The following is an 18,775-nucleotide window of genomic DNA, read 5'->3' as shown; positions in this document are numbered from 1 at the left end:
AAAAGAGCGCCGCGTAGTGCGGCGCCCAATCGCATAGTAGCTTTATTCCGCAGCGGGGGTGGTGCCGCCCGGGTTGCTGCCCGAACCGCCTTGGCCTCCCTCGCCGCCCTGGTCGGGGTTGTTCCCGCCATCGGGGTTCTCGGGCTGGTCGGGGTTGTTCGCCCCGCTGCCGTTATTGTCCCCATTATTGTTGCCGCCGTTGTTGCCCCCGTTATTGTTGCCCCCATTGTTATCGGGGTCGGGCTCCGGCTCGGGAGCGGGCTCGGGGCCCTTCGAGATGGTGATGGAAACCGTGGACCCCGGCGCCACCTTGTCGTTGAGGGGGTCCTGCTTCATGACCGTGCCCTCTTTCTTGGTGTCGCTGTATTCGCGGGCCTTCACGTCGGCGCCGAAGCCCTCGCTCTGGAGCTTCGCGATGGCGTCCTCCTCGGACAGGCCGATGACGTTCGGCACGTTCACCAACTCGCTGCCCTTGGACAGCACGTACTCGATCTGGGTGCCCGGCTTCTCCATGCTGCCGGCCGAGGGGCTCTGGGACATGACCTGGCCCTCGGGCACATCCTCGGAGAAGCTGCTCTCCCGCAGCACCGCCGTGAACCCGTACTCCTTGGCCTTTGCCTTGGCCTCGTCCTCGGACAGTCCCGCCAAGCTGGGCACTTCCTTCTCCTCGGGGCCCACGGCCACGACGATCTTCACCTCGGAGCCCTTGGCAGCCTTGCCGCCCGACGGATCCTGGGAGAGCACGGTGCCCTCCTCGGTGCCCTCGTCCACCTTCGGCTCTACCTTCACGGTGAACCCGGCCTCCTTCAGGGCGAATTCGGCCTCATCCTGGGTCTGGCCCACCACGCTGGGCACGTCCACCTCTTCCTCGGTGGGTGCCGCGCCGCCCATGGACAGAGCGAAGGCAATGCCGGCGATGAGCGCCACGGCCAGCACGGCCACGAGCGCAATGATAACGGGCTTCTTGCTCTTCTTCTGCGGAGGGGCCGCATGGAAGTTCTGGGGCGGGAAGCCGCCGGTGGCGCTCGGCGACACCATGCCGCCCACCCCGGCGCCCACAATGCCGGGCATGGCCTGGGTGCCGTCGATGCCGCCGATGACCGCGGTGGCGGCCTGGGTGTTCACGGCTCCCACGGCCCCCATCATCTGGGTGCGGGCGCTCGTAAATCCAGCACCGCCCGGCAGGGTGACGGGGCGTCCGGCCAGGTAGTCGTTCAGGGCCATGCGCATGTCGTTGGCCGTGGCGAAGCGCTCAGCCGGATTTTTCGCGAGGGCCACCATGATGATGTCCTCGAGATCCGGATCGATGTCCGGGTTGATGCTTGACGGCGGCACGGGCTCGTCCTTCACCTGCTGCATGGCCACCGACACGGCATCGGGGCCGTCGAAGGGCAGCTTGCCCGTAGCGGCCTCGTAGAGCACGATGCCGAGCGAGTAAATATCGCTGGCAGCCGTGAGGTCCTTGCCCTGGGCCTGCTCCGGCGAGATGTAGTGGGCAGTGCCCAGCACCGCAGAGGTCTTATCGTTCACGGAGTTCTTCGCCCGCGCGATGCCGAAGTCCATCACCTTCACATTGCCGTCGGGCTGCACCATGATGTTCTGGGGCTTGATGTCGCGATGGATGATGTCCTGGTTGTGGGCCACCGTGAGGGCCTGGCACACCTGGCCGCCGATTTCAGCGGCCTTGCGCTGGTTGATGGCGCCGCGCTGCTGGATGGCGGTCTTCAGGTCGGACCCGCGCACGAATTCCATGACGATGTAGTAGGTACCGTCGTCCTGGCCCCAGTCGTACACGTTCACGATGTAGGGGCTCTGGAGATTCGCCGCGGCGGCGGCCTCCTGGCGGAACCGCTGGGTGAAGGAGGGGTCGGCAGCGAATTGCGGCAGCATCACCTTCACGGCCACGACGCGCCCGAGGGTGCTGTCCTGGGCCCGATACACCTCGGCCATGCCGCCGATGCCGATGCGATCCTTTATTTCATAACGGCCACTGAAAACCTTGCCCGTCATTGTTCCCTGTCCGGTCACTATTGCTACTCCTTAACGTTCCACGTGCTAGTGCGTTTGCGTTTGCGTTTCGATGCGGACTCGTATGAGTCTAGCCATTGTACTACAGCACCCCCGCCACTTCGAGAGCCGTCTCCATAACGTCATGGGCTGCCTGGGCCCCCGCGCCCGATTCGCCGCGCTCAATGGCCACAGCCACCACGACCTGCGGGTCATCGGCGGGGGCAAGTCCCACGAACCAACTGTCGTCGTCGCCGTCGCCGCGCTCGTGGGTGCCGGTCTTGCCGGCCACCTCCACACCGTCGATGGCGGCCTTCCCGCCAGTGCCCTCGACCACGACCCCCTTCATGACCTCGATTTCCGCCTCCGCCGTCTTAGGGTCGATGGCCTGCTTCAGCTTCACGGGCAGCGGGGTGAAGCCGCGCTCGCCGTTGGCGTTGTAGATGCCGTCCACCAGATAGGGCTGCATGATGGCGCCCTCGTTGGCAATGGCGCAGCCCACCAGGCACATCTGCATCACTGTAGCCTGGGGCCCGGCCGGGCTCTCGTGCTCGCCCACCGGCTCGCCGCAAGCGGCCCAAGCGGTCTCCCACTCGGTCATCTCGGCGGGATCGGGCATGAGCGACATAGCTAGGGGCAGATCGAAGTTGATAGCCTCGTTGAAGCCGAAGCTGCAGGCCATGTTCACGAGCAGATCGCTGCCCAGCTGCACGCCCACCTGCCCGAACACGGTGTTGGAAGAGTACCACATGGCCTGGGCCAGGGTGATCTTGCCGTAGGAGCGCTTCTTCACATTGGTCACGGGCGCGTTGCCGATCTCCATCTCGCCGGGCGAATCGTACTCGCTATCGGCCTTGGCGATGCCGTCCTGAAGGGCTGCGGCCAGGGTGACCATCTTGAAGGTGGAGCCGGGGGCATAGAGCGCCTGGGTAGCGCGGTTGTACAGCTCGGAGGAATCGTTCCCATCGCCCTCGGCCGCGGCCGTGAGCAGCGCCTCGTAGTCGGCCGCGTCGTAGGTGGGCGAGGATGCCAGGGCGTAGACGGCGCCGGTCTCGGGATTCATGGCCACGACGGCGCCCACCTGGCCCTCCAAGGCATCCTGGGCCGCTTGCTGAATGCGGGAGTCTATGGTCAGGGCAACGTCATTGCCCTTGGTCTGTATGCCCGCCAGCGAGTTCACCACGTCGGTGAAGCTGGCGAAGTTCTGCTCGCCGCGCAAGGCGTCGTTGTAAGCCGCCTCGATGCCGGCGGTGCCGAACTTCTGCGAGGCGTAGCCCACGATGTGGGCCGCCAGGGTGCCGGCCGGGTACTCGCGCCGATAGCTGCCGTCTTCCTGGCGCACTGACTGGGCGAGCACGGTGCCGTCCACGGTGGAAATGGTGCCGCGCTCCATCTGGGCCTCGCGGGCGATGGTGTGGTTGTTGCTCGGCATGTTCTGGTACTCGGGCGCCTTGATGATCATAAGGTAGGTGAGGTTGGCCACCAATACGGCGAACAGCAGCGAAAAGATCATCATGGTGCCGGTCAGCCGCTTGCCCAGGGCCACGCGCCCGAGCACCGCATCGGCCCCGTGAGAACCGATCGCTCCGGTTTGGCGCATTTCCTCGCCCACGCCGGTGCCCTCGTCACCGCAGCGCAGCAGGAAGGCCACGATCATGAAGCTGGCGATGAGGGACGAACCGCCCTGACTGACGAAGGGCAGCGTGATGCCTGTCAGGGGAATGAGGCGCGTGACGCCGCCGACGATGATGAAAGCCTGGAGCACGATGATGGACGTGAGGCCCACGGCCACGAACGAGCTGACATCGGACTTCGCCCGGGCCGCGGTCACGATGCCGCGGATGGCGAAGCACAGGTACAGAAGCAGCAGGCCGGCAGCGCCCATGAGCCCTGCCTCCTCGGCGATGACCGGGAAGATGAAGTCGCTCTCGGCCACGGGAATACCGCCTGCGGCCACCGGTTCGCCGCCCATGCCCCGGCCGATGCCGGTGCCGAACAGGTCGCCGTCGGCCATGGAGAAGAGCGACTGCACCAGCTGGAAGCCGCCGCCCTGGGCCGCCGCGAAGGGATCGAGCCAGATGCTCACACGGGTCTGCACGTGGCCCATCATGAAGTAGAGGGCCACGGCGGCAATGGCCGCCAGGCCGATGGAGGCCACCAGATAGAGCTTCTTGCCCGTGGCCACATACAGCATGATGACGAACACGGAGAACAGCACGAGGGCCAGGCCGAGGTCCTTCTCCAGCACCACAACGACAAAGGCGAGGGCCCACATGACGATGAGAGGCAACAACGTCGGCAGGCTCGGCAGATGCAGCGGGCCCACCTTCTGGGTGAACACCGAGAGCATCTCCCGGTTAGCCGCCAGGTAGGCCGCGATGAAGAACACGATGAGGATCTTCGCGATCTCGCCCGGCTGGAAGGAGAAGGGCCCCAGGCGCAGCCACAGCTGGCCGCCGCCCGACTCCTCGCCGATGACCGGCAGCATGGGCGAGAGCAGCAGCAAAATGCCCACGATCATGAGGGTGTACTTGTAGTTGGCGAGCTTGTCCAGGTTGCGCACGAGGGCCAGCACCGCCACCATAACTGCCACGGCCGCGAAGAGCCAGATCACCTGGCGCACGGCCAGATCCGGCACAATGCGAGTCACAAAGGCGATGCCGATGCCTGACAGGGCGAAGGATATGGGCAAGATGGCCGGGTCGGCCGCCGGAGCGAGCCAGCGCACGGCAATGTGGGCCACCACGAAGGCGGCGAAGATGCCCAGGGGTACGCCCAGGGTGTTCACGGATAGTTCCTGGCCGCCGGTCACCACCATCATCGCGAAGAGGACGATGACGATAGGCGAAGCGATGACCAGGAGCAAAAGCTCGATGTTGCGGCGGGTCACGGGGCCATCACCTCACGGCGCCGTCGTCGGGCGTGCGGCCGGCAATGTCGGCCTCGTATTCGGCCACGAGGTGCTCGGCGTCGTCCACGCTTGCCACCTTGATGGTCTCCTCGCGCAGGCGGTTCGCCACCCCCGGCTGCAAATCGTCCACAGCCACGTCCGTCACGCGGACGAGCTTGTGGGCCGTAAACCCGAACAGCTCACCGGGAACGCCCTGGTAAATGGCCACCTTCCCCTCTTGCTCCACCAGGTAGGCGGCATTGCTCGCCAGGTAGTTGAACCCGTAGCCGCAGCCGGCCAGGATACCCACGAGCAGCAGGATGAGCATGGCAGCCGTCACGCGCGAGCGGCGGGTCATCTTGCGGCGGCGCTGCTCGGCCAGGCCGGTCACATCCACCACGATGACGGTCACGTTGTCGTAGCCCCCCAGGCCGTTGGCCTCGTTCACCAGCTGGGCCGCACAGCGCTGAGGGTCGCTCGCGCTGACGAGAATCTTCTCGATCTCCGAGTCTTCCAACATCGTGGACAGGCCGTCGGAGCACAGAAGCAGGCGATCGCCCGCCTCCACATTGATCTCGAATAGGTCGGGCTGGGTGCGCGGATCGCTGCCCAGGGCCCGGGTGATGACCGAGCGCTGGGGATGCACCCGAGCCTCGGCCTCGGTGATCTGCCCGGCCTCGATGAGGTCGGCCACAAGGGAATGGTCGCGGGTGAGCTGCTGGAGCTTGCCGTGGTGCAGAAGGTAGGCCCGGGAATCGCCCACCTGGGCAATAACGAGGCGCTCCTTCTCCAAGATTGCGGCGGTGCAGGTGCAGCCCATGCCGGCCCGGCCCATCCCTTCCCGGGCGGCCTTGATGATGGCGAGGTTCGCCTCTTCCACCGCTTGGCCCAGGGCGCTCGCGTCGGCATGCTCCGGGGCGCTGCGGGCAATCACGTCCACGGCGATCTCGGAGGCCACCTCGCCGGCGGCGTGACCGCCCATGCCGTCGCATACCACGTACAGCGGCGGAGCCACCACCAGGGAGTCTTCGTTATGGTCGCGCACGCAGCCCACATCGGTGCGGCTGCCGAACGGCGTCTGAACCTTCTTACGACCCTTGACCTTCGCCATTACTGGTTCCTCACGCGCATGTCAACGTCACCGATGGTCACGAGATCCTTGTCCCGCAGGGCCACCGGGTCGTGGACGGGCCGGCCGTTCACTGCCGTGCCGTTCTTCGAGCCCAAATCCTCCACGAAGAGGTTCTGGCCCATGAGCTGGAAGCGCGCGTGGCGCCCCGATACGTAGCCGGCGCCGATGACGATGTCGGCCCCCGGCGAGCGCCCCACGATAACGGGGCCGTGCACCGCAATGGACACGCCGCGCAGCTCCTTGGGGCCGCGTTCCACCGATACGGTCCAGGAGCGCTCCTTCTTACGGGAGCCCTTTACCATGCCGATGCCCGTGCGCATGATGGCGAACAGGAACAGATAGAGCAGCGCCACGAACAGTAGGCGCGCTATGAGCAGTACGAGATCGATCACCGGAAATCCTCCTTAGCTCGAATGGCCGCGGACGCGCGGCTAGATGAGCTGGAATTCGAGGTTGGTGGTGCCCACGATAATGCGGTCGGCATCGGAAAGGGCCGCGGACTTGATCTGGCGGCCGTTCACGAAGGTGCCGTTGGTGGATCCCAGGTCGGTGAGAATCCACGCGCCGGACTCGTCCTGGCGGATTTCCGCATGGACGCGAGACACGTTGATGTCGGGAATGACGATATCGTTCTTCGACTCGCGCCCGATGGTCTCTGCGTCGCCGGGAAGGGTGAAGGCACGGTCGTTGGTGATGTCGTAGATATAGGCCTGGCGCGGTTCGTCGTCGGCCAGGTACTCGTCGTAGCCATAGTCGGTAGGGGCCGCGTTGAAGTCCATGGTCTGGGGAGCGGCGGGGGCCGGCGCGGGGGCCGGCGCCTGATAGCCGTAACCGGCGACCGGAGCCATGGGCGCGGCGGCCTGGGGACGACCGCCCTGGTTCAGAATGCCGTAGCGGGCGTATTCCTCCTGGCGCAGCTGCTCGACCAAGGGAGAGGCCACCATCTCGGCAATAACGTCGAACTTGCCGTGGCGCAAATCGTCGTCCACGATGAAGCGCACGAGGGGCTGCCCGTCCATGACGAGGCCCGACTCAGCGGCCTTAGCGGACAGGTACGTCTCGGTCTCGCCGGCCAGCGTGGGGTAATAGCCCAGCAGGCGCCGATCGTCGTCGGCGTTCACGAGCACGGTGTACAGGGTGGGAGCATACTGCTTGCCTGCGCCGACCATCTTCTCGCGGCGCATCTGCTTCTCGGCCTTCTTGGCAATCTGCACGGGAGACAGCGGAGCCGCGCCCATGCGGTCGGCGGCACCTTCCACGGTGTCTTCCATTTTGCCCTCGAACCTTGAGAGGAGTCCCATGTGCTTCTCCTTGTTTCTACCATGTTTAAGCTGCGACTAAATGCACATCGGCTCATTTTGCCATAAACCATTGGTCGCGGGGTCAACAAGCCCCCAACCTTACGCAATCGTCACAGCAAACGGGGCGGACAGCCGATGCAGGCAGCCTCCGCAGTAGGGCGGCGCCGTGCGGCAAGGTAGGCAAGGCGGAGGCGACGGTTTCGTGCCGTCTTTGTGTTGCGGAACACGAGGTGCCCGCGCAGCCTATAATGATGGCCCGTAACCGATACAAGTGCCTCGGGCTGCGAGGCCCGCACGATGAACGAGGACCCTATGAGCGACGTGAACGACCTGACCATATCCCTGTTCGGCACCGTGCCCGATTCCATTGTGGACGGGCCCGGGTTGCGCTATGCCGTGTTCGTGCAGGGCTGCTCCCACGGCTGCCCTGGCTGCCACAACCCAGACAGCCAGCCGGCCGAAGGCGGCACCGTCACGGCCATCAGCGACCTGCTGGCCGACATCGAGGCCAATGGCCTCGTGCACGACGTGACCCTCTCGGGCGGAGAGCCCTTCGAGCAACCGGAGGCCTGCGCCGTGCTGGCCCGTGCGCTGAAGGAGCGAGGCTACGGCGTGTGGTCATTCACGGGGTACCTGTACGAGGACCTGCTGCGTCGGGCGCAGGCAGCCCGCGCCGAGCGAGCCCGGCGCGAGGAAGCCGGCCTGGCCGGGGAGGCGCTGCCCGAGGGCATTGCCACCGATCTGGCCGTGGGAGATTTGCTGGATGCCATCGACGTGCTGGTGGACGGCCCCTTCGTGGAAAGCCGCAAATCCTTGGAGCTGAAATGGTGCGGCTCTTCCAACCAGCGCCTCATCGACGTGCCCGCCACCCGGCACACGGGCAGCGTCACCCTCTGGCGGCCCACCGACTTCAACCTGGAGAAGCCCTCGAACTGGTAGAGAGCCTCAGCTATTGCCGCACTCTCAAAATAGTGAAATGATAGTGAAATGGAAATTTCTCTATCATGGCAACATGGGTTCTCGCAGCAGGGAAGGGCAGTCGCGAAAAACCCGCCGACGCCTCGCTAATCAGCCGTTGCCGGGAAGCGGAGGGTGAAGGTAGCGCCCTCGCCTTCCTTGCCGCCGACCTCGATGGTGCCTCCGTGACGCTGGGCACCGTGCTTCACGATGGCCAGGCCCAAGCCCGTGCCACCGGTTTCCTTCGATCGGCTCTTCTCCAGGCGGTAGAAACGCTCGAAGATCTTCTCGCGCTTGGCCTCGGGAATGCCGGGGCCGTCGTCGGCCACCCGCACGGTAACGCCCTCTGAAGAGCCGTCCACCTCCACCCACACATGGCCACCCTCGTCGTTATAGCGAATGGCGTTCTCGATGAGATTGTGGAGCATCTGCTCCATGAGCCCCTCGTTGCCCATCATCGTGACCGGAGCGCCCTTCACCTGCACGCTTATCGCACGCTCGTCGGCGAGTTTCGTCAGGCGCCCGGCGGCGCGCTGGGCCACGCCGAGCACCTCTACGGATGCAATGACGGCTGCATCGGGCGGCAGCTCGTCGAGGCGCGAGAGCGTGAGCACGTCGTCGATGAGCGCGCGCATGGCCTGGGACTCCTGATGGATGAGCCCGGCGAACCGCGGCACGTCCTCAGGTGGCACGAGGCCGTTCTCCATAAGCTCGGCATAGCCGGAGATCACCTGGAGGGGCGTCTTCATCTCGTGGGACACGTTGGCCGAGAAGTCGCGGCGCAGGCTCTCGGCGCGGGCCAACTCCTCGTTCTGGGCCCGCAGGGTGCGCTGCTGAGAGTCGATACGGGCGAGCAGCGGGCGCATCTCGGCGTACACCGGCACCTTCCACGGGTCGGCGGGATCCACCTCGTCGAGCGGGCGCACAATGCTGACGGTCAGCGCACGGGACACAGCAAAGGCGAGCGCCACGCCCACGATGAGCGTCGCCACCACGCACACGGTCAAATCGCCGCCGAAGAAGTCGGCCATGACAGCCGCGGAGTTGGGCACCTGCATCATCGTGGCGTAGAAAATACCCGCGAGCATAAGCGTGAGCAGCACAATGCCCCCGATGGTGAAGGTAAGGACGCTCCGCAAAATGCGGCCGGACAGGCTGGGAGCGGCACCTGCGGCATCGACGGCTTCCGGCCGCCCGGCGCCTTCGACCTCGCTCATAGTGCGATCTCCCGCATCCGATATCCCACGCCGCGAACGGTGCCGATGGCCCCCTCGGCACCGGGCGCTGCCGCGGCAAGCTTCTTGCGCAGCGTCTTCACGTGCATATCCACCGTTCGCGTCTCGCCGACGAAACTTACGCCCCACACCCGCTCGAGCAGCTGTTCGCGGGTGAGGACGCGGCCCTTATGCTCCAAAAGAATGCGCAGCAGGTCGAACTCCTTGCGGGTCAGGGGCAGCTCCACCCCGGCTGCCGTGGCCGTGCGCGCCTCGGGCGACAGGGAGATGGCCCCGCAGGACAGCCAGCCAAGTTCCTCAGCCGGAGAGCCCGACGCTCCCTGGGCGGGCCGGGCGGCGCGGCGCAGAAGCGCGTTCACCCGCGAGACGAGCTCCATCATGCCGAAGGGCTTCGCCAGGTAATCGTCGGCCCCGGCGTCGAGCCCGCACACTTTGTCGAACTCGGTGCCCTTGGCGGTGAGCATCATAACGGGGATGTTCTCGGTGGCTGCGTTCGCGCGCAGCTGCTGCACGAGGCTCAGGCCGCTTTCTCCGGGCAGCATGATGTCCAGCAACGCCGCGGCGGGAGCCTTCTCGCGGCAAGCCTCGATGAAGCCCGATCCATCGGGGAAGGCCCGCACCTCGAAGCCGGCGTGGCGCAGGGCATAGCTCGTCAGATCGCGAATGTGCTCATCGTCTTCTACGTAATATATGAGTGCCGGCGCAGCCATGGGAGTCCTTTCTCGTCTGCGTGCCGCATTGTATCTCATGCCGCCAGCGCGGAAGAGGCGAGGCCCCAAGTCGTCAATAAGCTGACGGGGCCTCGCCTCCAGGAAGCAGATTCTAAGCGCAGGGTGGCAGATTCCGAGGCCATTGGCCGCTGCAGAGCCTATGCTGCGGCGGTGTCGGGAGCGAAGGGGGTCTCGGCCACGGGGTTGCGCGGGCGGCGGGGGCGGCGCGGATGGTCGGGCAGCACCGCCATGACGATGCGCACCATGAGCGACACCAGGGGCAGCCACAGCAGGGTCATGGTCACGTTGAACAGGGTGTGCGCGTTGGCAATCTGACGGGCGATGACCTCGATCTCGGGACCCGGAGTGAGGGCTGCCACCACCGAAGCTGCCGGGCCGATGAGCCACACGAACAGCAGGCAACCGGACAGGTTGAAGATGCAGTGGGACAGGGCCACGCGCTTGGCATCGCGGCTCTGGCCGACAGCGGCTAGGAGAGCCGTGATGGTAGTGCCCAGGTTGTCGCCGAGCAAAATGGGAAGGGCCCCCTCCAAGCCGATGACGCTGGCGCCGTCGGGACCGGCCTGGGCGGCGAAGTTCTGCAGCACGGCGATGGTGGCGCTCGAGCTCTGCACGACCAGGGTCATGATGGTACCCACCGCCACCCCCAGAATCGGCACGCCGGTGACCTGGGCGATCATGTCAGTGAACACGGGGTTCTCAGCCAGGGGCTTCATAACGGCCCCCATGGTGTCGATACCGAGGAACAAAAGGCCGAAGCCGAAAATGGCTGTACCGGTGAGCTTCACCTTCGACTGCTTCGCCAGGGACATGACGATGAAGCCCGCGAGCACGATGCCGAGCACGTAGTCGGACAGCTTGAAGGCGATGATCTGGGCCGTAATGGTAGTGCCGATGTTGGCGCCCATGATGATGGGGATGGCCTGGCGCAGGTTCATGAGACCGGCCGCCACGAAGCCGATGGTCATGACGGTGGTGGCCGACGAGCTTTGCAGCACCGCCGTGGCCACCGCGCCGGCGAGCACCGCCACCAGCGGATTCTTCGTCACCGCAGCCAGAATGGAGCGCATGCGCTCGCCCGCGGCCTCTTGCAGGCTGCTGCTCATGAGGTTCATGCCATACAGGAACAAAGCCAAGCCGCCGAACAAGCCCAACCCGATCTGCAACAGTTCTTCCACCCACGTCTCCTTCTCGCGCCGCCCGGACGATGCCCGCGCAGCTCTTGTCATTGCGCGATGCATCCTACGAAACCCATGGGTGAAACAAGTAAGGCAATCGTAAAGCCTAGGTAAAATTTGCTGCGAGGGAGGAGGCGTCCCGTATCTCCTGGGCTCGGCGCGGCGCCTCCCTGCCCCTCAAACGCGGAAACCGCGCCGGGGCGCGGTTTCCTGGGGAGGGAGGATTGGAAAAGTGCCAGCTAACGGGCCGTGGACTTGGCTTCCACATCCACGAGAGCAGGGCTGACGTAGGTGAAGCCGCCATAGGTCTCGTTGATGTAGCGGGCCGCGTCCTCGGCGGCCAAGCGACCGCTCGTCCACAGCCAGCCCTGGGCGACACCGCCGAAGCCCACGTAGTTGTGGTTCGGGTTCAGCAGCACGCCCATGGAGTCCACACCGATGGCGTACAGGCCCTCGATAGGGGTCGCGTGGTCGTCCTTCAGCACGCGAATCTGCGTGTCCACATCCAGGCCGCCCGCCGTCGAGAACGAGGCGTTGAACACCTGCACCGCGTAGAACGGGCCCGTGGCGATCTTCTTCAGGAACTTCGGATCCTTTCCGAAATCGGTGTCCGCGCCAGCTTCCACCAGCTTGTTGTAGGCAGCCACGGTCTCTTCCAATGTGGCCGCGGGCACACCGATCTGCTCGGCCAGAGCGCTCAGCGTATCGGCCTTCCACGCCATGCCCTCCTCGATGGAGAACTCCAGGCCCTCGTACACCTCGGGCACGGGCATCTCAGCGGGGATGTCGCCCTGAGAGCAGTAGCCCTCGAACTTCGGGATGTTGTTGAAACCCTCATTGGCGATGGTGGACAGCACCTCGTCGGACAGGATGGTGTAGAAGGAGCTGCCGGCGGCGAAGCAGGGCCACGATTCGCTGTCGATGTCCGCGGAGAAGCTCTCGTAGCGGGCCTCGTCCATGTAGCGCTTGCCTTCCTGGTTCACCATGATCGCATCGGCCGTGATGCCGCAGGCCAGCGGGATGTTGTTCAGCGTCCACGTCTTATAGCGGCCCGTGCGCCCGTCCAGCACGTCGTCGTAGAAATTGATAGGGTAGCGGCTCAGCCAGTGGTCGCAGGTCACGTGCATCACATTGGGACTCATGCCGATGTTGAAGGTGCCCGCGCCGATGTTCAGGGCGGCCTGGATCATGGCACCGGTGTCCTGATCGGTGCCGATGCGCTTGCGCTCACCGCGCCACGGCTCGTCCAGCAGCTCGTTCACCATGTCGGGGTTGGCGCTGAAGCCGCCCGTGTTCATGATGATGGCCTTGGCGTTGATGACGTATTCCTGGCCCGTGTACAGGTTGCGCGCCTTCACACCGGTGACGCGATCTCCCTCGGTGATCAGCTCGTAGCCCTCGGTCTCCAGCATATAGCGGCCGCCCTGGGCCTCCACCGCCGCCAGCATCTGCTTGTAGTAGGTGTCCAGCACGGCACGGCGATCCTCGTAGGTGCCCACATCGGTGTTCGAGGTGAGCGCCACGTTGTAGCTGGTCAGGCCCTCGGTCATGGGGTTGGGCTTCCCCATGCTGCCGAAGATCCAGTCCTGACCGTACAGCCAGTCGATGGTATTGCCCGATTCGGCGAAGAACAGGTCGATGACATCCTCTTTCGCCATCTGGGTGCCGTCGGTGGTGGTGAAGTGCTTCCACTTCTCCTTGAAGCGCTCGGCGTCCACAAAGGGCTCGCCACCGTTGATGGCCTCCATGTACTGCGGCGGATTCACGGCGCAGCCTTCGTGGGTGAGCGCCGACTTGCCGCCGTACTTGCCGGCACGGTCGATGCCGAGCAGGCTCACGCGACCGCCGCCGTTCATGGCGCGGATGCACTCGCAGGCGCGCTTCATGGCGATGATGCCGCCGGTGCCCATGCCCACGACGCACACATCCACGTCGATGGTCTCGGGATCGGAGGGCTCGGGCTTCTCGGGGGCCACCTGGAAGGCGCTGACCGCATGGGGGTTCGAGCCGCCCGCTTCCAGGGCCTCCTTCAGGGCCTGGGTGATGGCCGACTTCACAGCGTTGCTGGAGGCGGTGGCACCAGTGACGGCATCCACGGCCACGGACTGATTCTCGATGATGCGCGGGAACAGCAGGTCCTTCACACTCTGCAGAATGACCTCGGTCTCGCCGTGCTGGAAGCGATCGTCGGGCACCTCGATCTTCAAGATGGAGCGATCGTTCACGGTGATGGTCACAGGCAGATCCCAAATCTGCCAGTAACCCTTGGCATAGCCGGTATAGGTGCCGGGCTTCATCACCGCCGACGACGCATCCTCGGCGGCGCCGATGGCCTCATTGTAGGCCTGCACCGAGGCGCTCTTGATAGCCTCGGACGTCACCGTGGCACCGCTGACGGCATCCACGTCAATGGTAGCGTTCTCGGCCATGGCCTCCTGCATCACCGTGGCCGCCCGGCCGCCGCGGTTCGGCGTTTCCATGGGTGCGTCGATGGTCGCGGCCACCACGTTGCCCGAGCCGCGATCCACTGTAAGCTCGACGGTCACATCGCCGCCGAAGCCGGGCACCGTAGCCGAGGCCGTGGCCTCGCCCGTAGCCGCCATCTTGTCCGTGCCGCCACCAGCGCACCCGGCCAAGGGCAGCGCAGCCCCCACGGCTCCCGCACCGGCTAAGCCGAGCGCGGCGCCCTTCAGAAAGCTGCGGCGCGACAGGCCTCCGTGCTTGAGCATTTCTCCCATAACTCCTCCTTTGTCTTACGGCCTCCAACGGCCCCCATCCTAGGGAAAGGGCGCGCATCGATGCATCTGGCAAAGGCGTGTATTTTGGAAAATGGGCGCGAAACTTCTCTACTAAACTCGTCTAGTCACCGATTTGAACAGGGGAAACGTTCTTTGTTTTCTCGCGTTCGATCAGCTCGATCAGCTCTTGCTGGCGATGCACGTCCAGCTTCTGGTACACGTGAGTCGCATGGGTATGCGCCGTGCCCTTCGAAATGCACAGCTTCTCGGCAATGGCGGGAATGTTGCGTCCGCGAGCCAGAAGACCCATCACCTCGCACTCGCGCGGAGTCAAGCGCCCGCGCTCGGCCACACGAGCGATGCTGGCCTCGAAGGCCGATTCGGATTCGTGCGCAACGGCGCCGGCAGCGGGCGCGGCGGGAGCCGTATGGAACAGGCGGCTGAGCATGCGCTCGGGGAAGAGCCACGACAGCAGCACCACAAGCCCCAAAATGAGCACCGCCACGATAGCCGCCACCTGCACAATATCGGCATCCACGGCAGCCAGGGCCGCATGAGCGCCGAGCAACCCCACGCCGTACCCGAGATTCTTCGCCGCTGTGAGCAAGCCGAAGGACCGCCAAGCGCCGATACTCGGTAGCGAGGCCGCTTCGGCCACAATGATCCACACGAAGATGTCGAAGAACTTGCGGCCGATGCTGGAGGCCATAAGAGCTCCCTCGCCCAAAAGACCCGGAGAAAGCAGAAACAGCACGAAGCCCAGAGTAACCACGGGTAGCACCAGATGGAACAGCGTCGCCGGGCGCACCGGGCGCAGCAGCAGAAACGAGCAGATGATCACACAGGCAGCCAGCAGGTTGGCCCAGAAGCGAATCTGCGATGCGGCATCGGAGGGCAGCGAGCTGTAGGCCAGGGTGATGAACATGTTGTAGATGAGCGAGAACGCCAGGGTCGTCGCCAGAATCGCAAGCACTGTGCGCGCGGGGCCGCGATCACGCTGGGCGACGCGGTCGGCCGGGGTCAGACCCGACGCGGTCACCGCGGCCGCGCCGGTAGAGGGCAACGAGGCCTCGCTGCCACCCCCTTCCCCGGCCGCTTCGTCGGCGCGGCGGCGCACCAGCAGCAGCACTGCCTGCACACCCAGCAGCGTCAGCGATGCCAGGTAAAACCCGTTCCCCGGCAGAAACGACAGCATAATGCCGAACAGCGACGATACCGCCATTCCGAACAGCGTGTACAGCTGAATGCCCGCCTGGGATAGTCGCACGAACTTCGGCCCCCAGGCCGTTTCGAAGAAGCCGGCCGACGCGCCGGCCAGCGAAAACCCCGCAACCAGCAGCACTCCCGAGCCGTCGAACTTTCCGATCATAATGGACACCATGCCCAGCACACCCACGGTAAGAAAGGCTACGACCGCCCCGACGGGCGCGGCCAGGTCCGCCCGGCGCTTCGCGAACATCGCGATGGCCAAAGCCGTTGCAGCCGCCAGCATGAACACCACTTCCTGCACAGCGAGCGAGGCGCCCGAAATCCAAATCTCATTGGCCGCGAAAGCCAGCAGCGCCGTAGCCTGGGCGCGGCTGAGCCCAAATCCCAGCAAGTCCCATCGGAAGGGCACGAGTGCCAACCCGATCGTCTCCCGTAGCTGTTCCTGAGCCAGTGCCCCTTTGGGCACATCCACCCCATCCCGCTCCGTCATCCCCGTCGCGTCACTCATCGCCGTTCCGTGCTTTCTGCCAATCTCGCCATCCCCTCCCGGTAGCGCCCTCGCGGCAACCGTCCTCGGCCGCAGGCAGCATCTATGTCCTCCCTCTATCATAGCGCAACACAAAAAGAGGGACGACCCGGAGGCCGTCCCTTCTTGAGAGCAATAGGTAGCGCCACGGCTATTCGGCGGCGGGAACCTCGTGCTTCACGCGCTGGCTCTCCTCGGCGCGCTTGGCGTCGTTGAAGCGGTCCAGGGTGCCCACCAGGTAGCCGGTGATGCGGCGGATGCGCTCGAAGGGCTGGTTGTGGGCGTCCTCGGAGCGGCCGCACTTCGGGCACACGTCCTCGATGATGCCGTTGTAGCCGCACACCGGGTCGCGGTCCACGGGGTGGTTCACGCTGCCGTAGCCCATGCCGCAGTCCTTCATGTAGCGGATGACGCTCTCGAAGGCCTCCAGGTTGTCCGACGGGTCGCCATCCAGCTCGATGTAGCTGATGTGGCCGCCGTTGGTGAGCGCGTGGTAGGGCGCCTCCAGGGCGATCTTGTCGTAGGCGGAGATGTCGTAGTACACCGGCACGTGGAAGCCGTTGGTGTAGTAGTCGCGGTCGGTCACACCGGGGATGACTCCGTAGCGCTCGCGATCGATGCGCACGAAGCGGCCCGACAGGCCCTCGGCGGGCGTGGCGATGAGCGAATAGTTCATGCCGCGCTCCTGGGAGATGCGGTCGCAATAGGAGCGCATGTGACCCACAATCTCCAGGCCGAGGCGCTGGGCCTCAGGCGACTGACCGTGGTGTTGGCCAGTCAGGGCCACCAGGCACTCAGCCAGGCCGATGAAGCCGGTGGTCAGGGTGCCGTGCTTCAGCACGTCGCGCTGCACGTCGGTGGGAGAGAGCTTCTCGGAATCGATCCACACGCCCTGGCCCATGAGGAACGGCGCGTTGTACACGTGCTTGCGGGCCTGGATCTCGAAGCGCTCGTCCAGCTGGCCGGTCACCAGTTGCAGCTTGGAGTCGAGCAGGTCGAAGAACAGGTCGATGTCGCCCTTGGCGCGAATGGCCAGGCGGGGCAGGTTGATGGAGGTGAAGGACAGGTTGCCGCGGCCGGGCGTGACCTCGCGGTCGGGATCGTACACGTTGCCCATGACGCGGGTGCGGCAGCCCATGTAGGCGATCTCCGTCTCCGGGGTGCCCTTGTAGTACTGGGCGTTGAACGGCGCGTCCAAGAAGCTGAAGTTCGGGAACAGGCGCTTAGCCGAGCAGTGCATGGCCAGCTTGAACAGGTCGTAGTTCGGATCCTCGGGGTTGTAGTTCACGCCTTCCTTCACGCGGAAGATCTGCACGGGGAAGATGGGGGTCTCGCCAGAGCCCAGGCCCTCCTCGGTGGCCAGCAGCATGTTCTTGATGACCATGCGGCCCTCGGGGGAGGTGTCCATGCCGTAGTTCACCGAGCTGAAGGGCGTCTGGGCGCCAGCACGGGAGTGCATGGTGTTCAGGTTGTGCACGAGAGCCTCCATGGCCTGGAAGGTCTGGCGGTCGGTGTCGCGCGAGGCGTTCTTCTCGGCGTAGGCCACGATGCGGTCGGCCGTGGCCTCATCGGCGCCGGCCTCAACGAGGGCGGCCACCACGGCGGCGCGGAAATCGGCGTCCATCTCCAGCGAGGCGATGGTGCCCGTCTCCTTCTCGATGCGGGCGAGGGTCTTCTCGGCGAAGTCGCGGTCGTCGGCGATGTCGGTCAACAGGTCGATGCCCTCGGCGATGTGCTTCTTGAACAGACGGCGGAAGGTCTTGCGCACACCCACGGCCAGGCCGTAGTCGAAGTCGCAGACGGACTGGCCGCCGTGCTGGTCGTTCTGGTTCGACTGGATGGCAATGCAGGCCAGGGCCGCGTAGCTGGAAATGTCGTTGGGCTCGCGCAGCACGCCGTGGCCGGTGGAGAAGCCGCCCTTGAACAGCTTGCGCAGCTCGATCTGGCAGCAGGTGGTGGTCAGGGTGTAGAAGTCCATGTCGTGGATGTGGATATCGCCCTCGCGGTGGGCCTTGGCGTAGCGCGGGTCGATGACGCACATCTCGTAGAACTGCTTGGCGGATTCCGAGCCGTACTTCAGCATGGTGCCCATGGCGGTGTCGGCGTCGATGTTGGCGTTCTCGCGCTTCATGTCGGAATCGGCGGCCTTGGAGAAGGTGATGTCCTTCAAAGTCTGGATGAGGCGGGAGTTCACGTCGCGCACGCGGCTGCGCTCGGCGCGATATAGGATGTAGGCCTTGGCGGTCTGCACGAAGCCGGACTCGATGAGGGTCTCCTCCACCAGGTCCTGCACCCCTTCCACCGTGGGCGTGCCCTCGATGGCGCCGCTCTCAAGCTTCTCGACGACCGTCGCGGCGATCTGCTCGGCGGTGGCACGATCCTGCATGGCCGCACAGGCCTGGAACGACTTCTCCACTGCATCGGCGATCTTCTGGGGGTGGAACTCCGCCGTGCGCCCGTCGCGCTTGATGATGGTCTTGAGCATAACCGCTGTACTTCCTTTCTTGTGCCGCGTTGCCGCGCCTTGCCAACCACAACATACGGAAGTCCGACAATGTTTTCCCCATCGTCGGACTTCGATGCTTCCAAGAGGTAAACCGCTGTTTCGCCTTGTTTTGCCCACAGGCTTTCCACAGGTTATTCACCAGCAGAACCACTATATATTGTGTTAGTAGGTTCATTTGGCGGATACATATAGTACTCGCCAGACCGTTCGATAGCAACCGAACAAGTTGTGTTTTTACGCGGCCGAAAACTACAGAAGTTTTTTCGATGAGAGGTGACGGCGCGTCAGCAAGCACCCCATGCAGGAGGGCCTGCCACCGCGGATGGCCGGGGCATCACCGGGGGCGGCGATGCCCCCGCGTTCGC

At 65.0% G+C, this 18,775-nt stretch carries 12 protein-coding genes; 1 reads left to right on the top strand and 11 read right to left on the bottom strand.

Annotated elements, in window-relative coordinates:
* Positions 1-42 precede the first annotated feature (42 nt).
* The 5 genes from pknB to AAK988_RS08635 all read right to left on the bottom strand — a co-directional run bounded on the left by pknB (position 43) and on the right by AAK988_RS08635 (position 7,330).
* Complete coding sequence (pknB, locus tag AAK988_RS08655; protein ID WP_160325146.1) at positions 43-2,010, bottom strand: Stk1 family PASTA domain-containing Ser/Thr kinase; 1,968 nt, start codon at positions 2,008-2,010, stop codon at positions 43-45.
* 100 nt (positions 2,011-2,110) lie between these two features.
* Positions 2,111-4,897 (bottom strand): FtsW/RodA/SpoVE family cell cycle protein, encoded by a 2,787-nt coding sequence (locus AAK988_RS08650; protein ID WP_160325137.1) that lies wholly within the window; start codon positions 4,895-4,897, stop codon positions 2,111-2,113.
* Positions 4,898-4,904: 7 nt separating this feature from the next.
* Positions 4,905-6,008 carry a Stp1/IreP family PP2C-type Ser/Thr phosphatase gene (locus AAK988_RS08645; protein ID WP_160325138.1) on the bottom strand — a complete coding sequence of 368 codons (1,104 nt, stop codon included), beginning with the start codon at positions 6,006-6,008 and terminating at the stop codon, positions 4,905-4,907.
* Positions 6,008-6,421 carry an FHA domain-containing protein gene (locus tag AAK988_RS08640; protein WP_135971346.1) on the bottom strand — a complete coding sequence of 138 codons (414 nt, stop codon included), beginning with the start codon at positions 6,419-6,421 and terminating at the stop codon, positions 6,008-6,010. Before AAK988_RS08640 ends, AAK988_RS08645 begins: the two co-directional genes overlap by 1 nt.
* Positions 6,422-6,460: 39 nt before the next feature.
* On the bottom strand, positions 6,461-7,330 hold the full coding sequence (locus AAK988_RS08635) for an FHA domain-containing protein (protein ID WP_160325139.1): 870 nt from the start codon (positions 7,328-7,330) through the stop codon (positions 6,461-6,463).
* Between the two features lie 312 nt (positions 7,331-7,642).
* On the opposite strand from AAK988_RS08635, the gene AAK988_RS08630 reads away from it, so the two are divergent.
* Positions 7,643-8,269, top strand: coding sequence for a 4Fe-4S cluster-binding domain-containing protein (locus AAK988_RS08630; protein WP_160325140.1), 627 nt, complete (start codon positions 7,643-7,645; stop codon positions 8,267-8,269).
* A gap of 125 nt (positions 8,270-8,394) precedes the next feature.
* On the opposite strand, the gene AAK988_RS08625 is transcribed toward AAK988_RS08630, so the two are convergent.
* The 6 genes from AAK988_RS08625 to AAK988_RS08600 all read right to left on the bottom strand — a co-directional run bounded on the left by AAK988_RS08625 (position 8,395) and on the right by AAK988_RS08600 (position 18,389).
* Complete coding sequence (locus tag AAK988_RS08625; protein WP_135971344.1) at positions 8,395-9,504, bottom strand: sensor histidine kinase; 1,110 nt, start codon at positions 9,502-9,504, stop codon at positions 8,395-8,397.
* The gene (locus tag AAK988_RS08620; RefSeq protein WP_135971343.1) at positions 9,501-10,232 is read right to left on the bottom strand and encodes a response regulator transcription factor; all 732 of its coding nucleotides are present in this window, start codon (positions 10,230-10,232) and stop codon (positions 9,501-9,503) included. The genes AAK988_RS08625 and AAK988_RS08620 overlap by 4 nt, the downstream gene beginning before the upstream one ends.
* Before the next feature lie 158 nt (positions 10,233-10,390).
* The gene (locus AAK988_RS08615; protein WP_242369721.1) at positions 10,391-11,431 is read right to left on the bottom strand and encodes a Na/Pi cotransporter family protein; all 1,041 of its coding nucleotides are present in this window, start codon (positions 11,429-11,431) and stop codon (positions 10,391-10,393) included.
* Positions 11,432-11,670: 239 nt separating this feature from the next.
* Entirely contained in the window at positions 11,671-14,169 is a 2,499-nt protein-coding gene (locus tag AAK988_RS08610; RefSeq protein ID WP_160325142.1) for an FAD-binding protein, read from the bottom strand.
* Positions 14,170-14,290: 121 nt separating this feature from the next.
* On the bottom strand, positions 14,291-15,886 hold the full coding sequence (locus AAK988_RS08605; protein ID WP_160325143.1) for a helix-turn-helix transcriptional regulator: 1,596 nt from the start codon (positions 15,884-15,886) through the stop codon (positions 14,291-14,293).
* 169 nt (positions 15,887-16,055) lie between these two features.
* Complete coding sequence (locus AAK988_RS08600; RefSeq protein WP_160325144.1) at positions 16,056-18,389, bottom strand: anaerobic ribonucleoside triphosphate reductase; 2,334 nt, start codon at positions 18,387-18,389, stop codon at positions 16,056-16,058.
* Positions 18,390-18,775: the final 386 nt, after the last annotated feature.

Origin of the sequence: Adlercreutzia muris, assembly GCF_041223505.1 — a bacterium.
In the GTDB taxonomy this organism is placed as follows: Bacteria; Actinomycetota; Coriobacteriia; order Coriobacteriales; family Eggerthellaceae; genus Adlercreutzia; species Adlercreutzia muris.
This window is presented reverse-complemented; position numbering and strand designations above follow the sequence as displayed.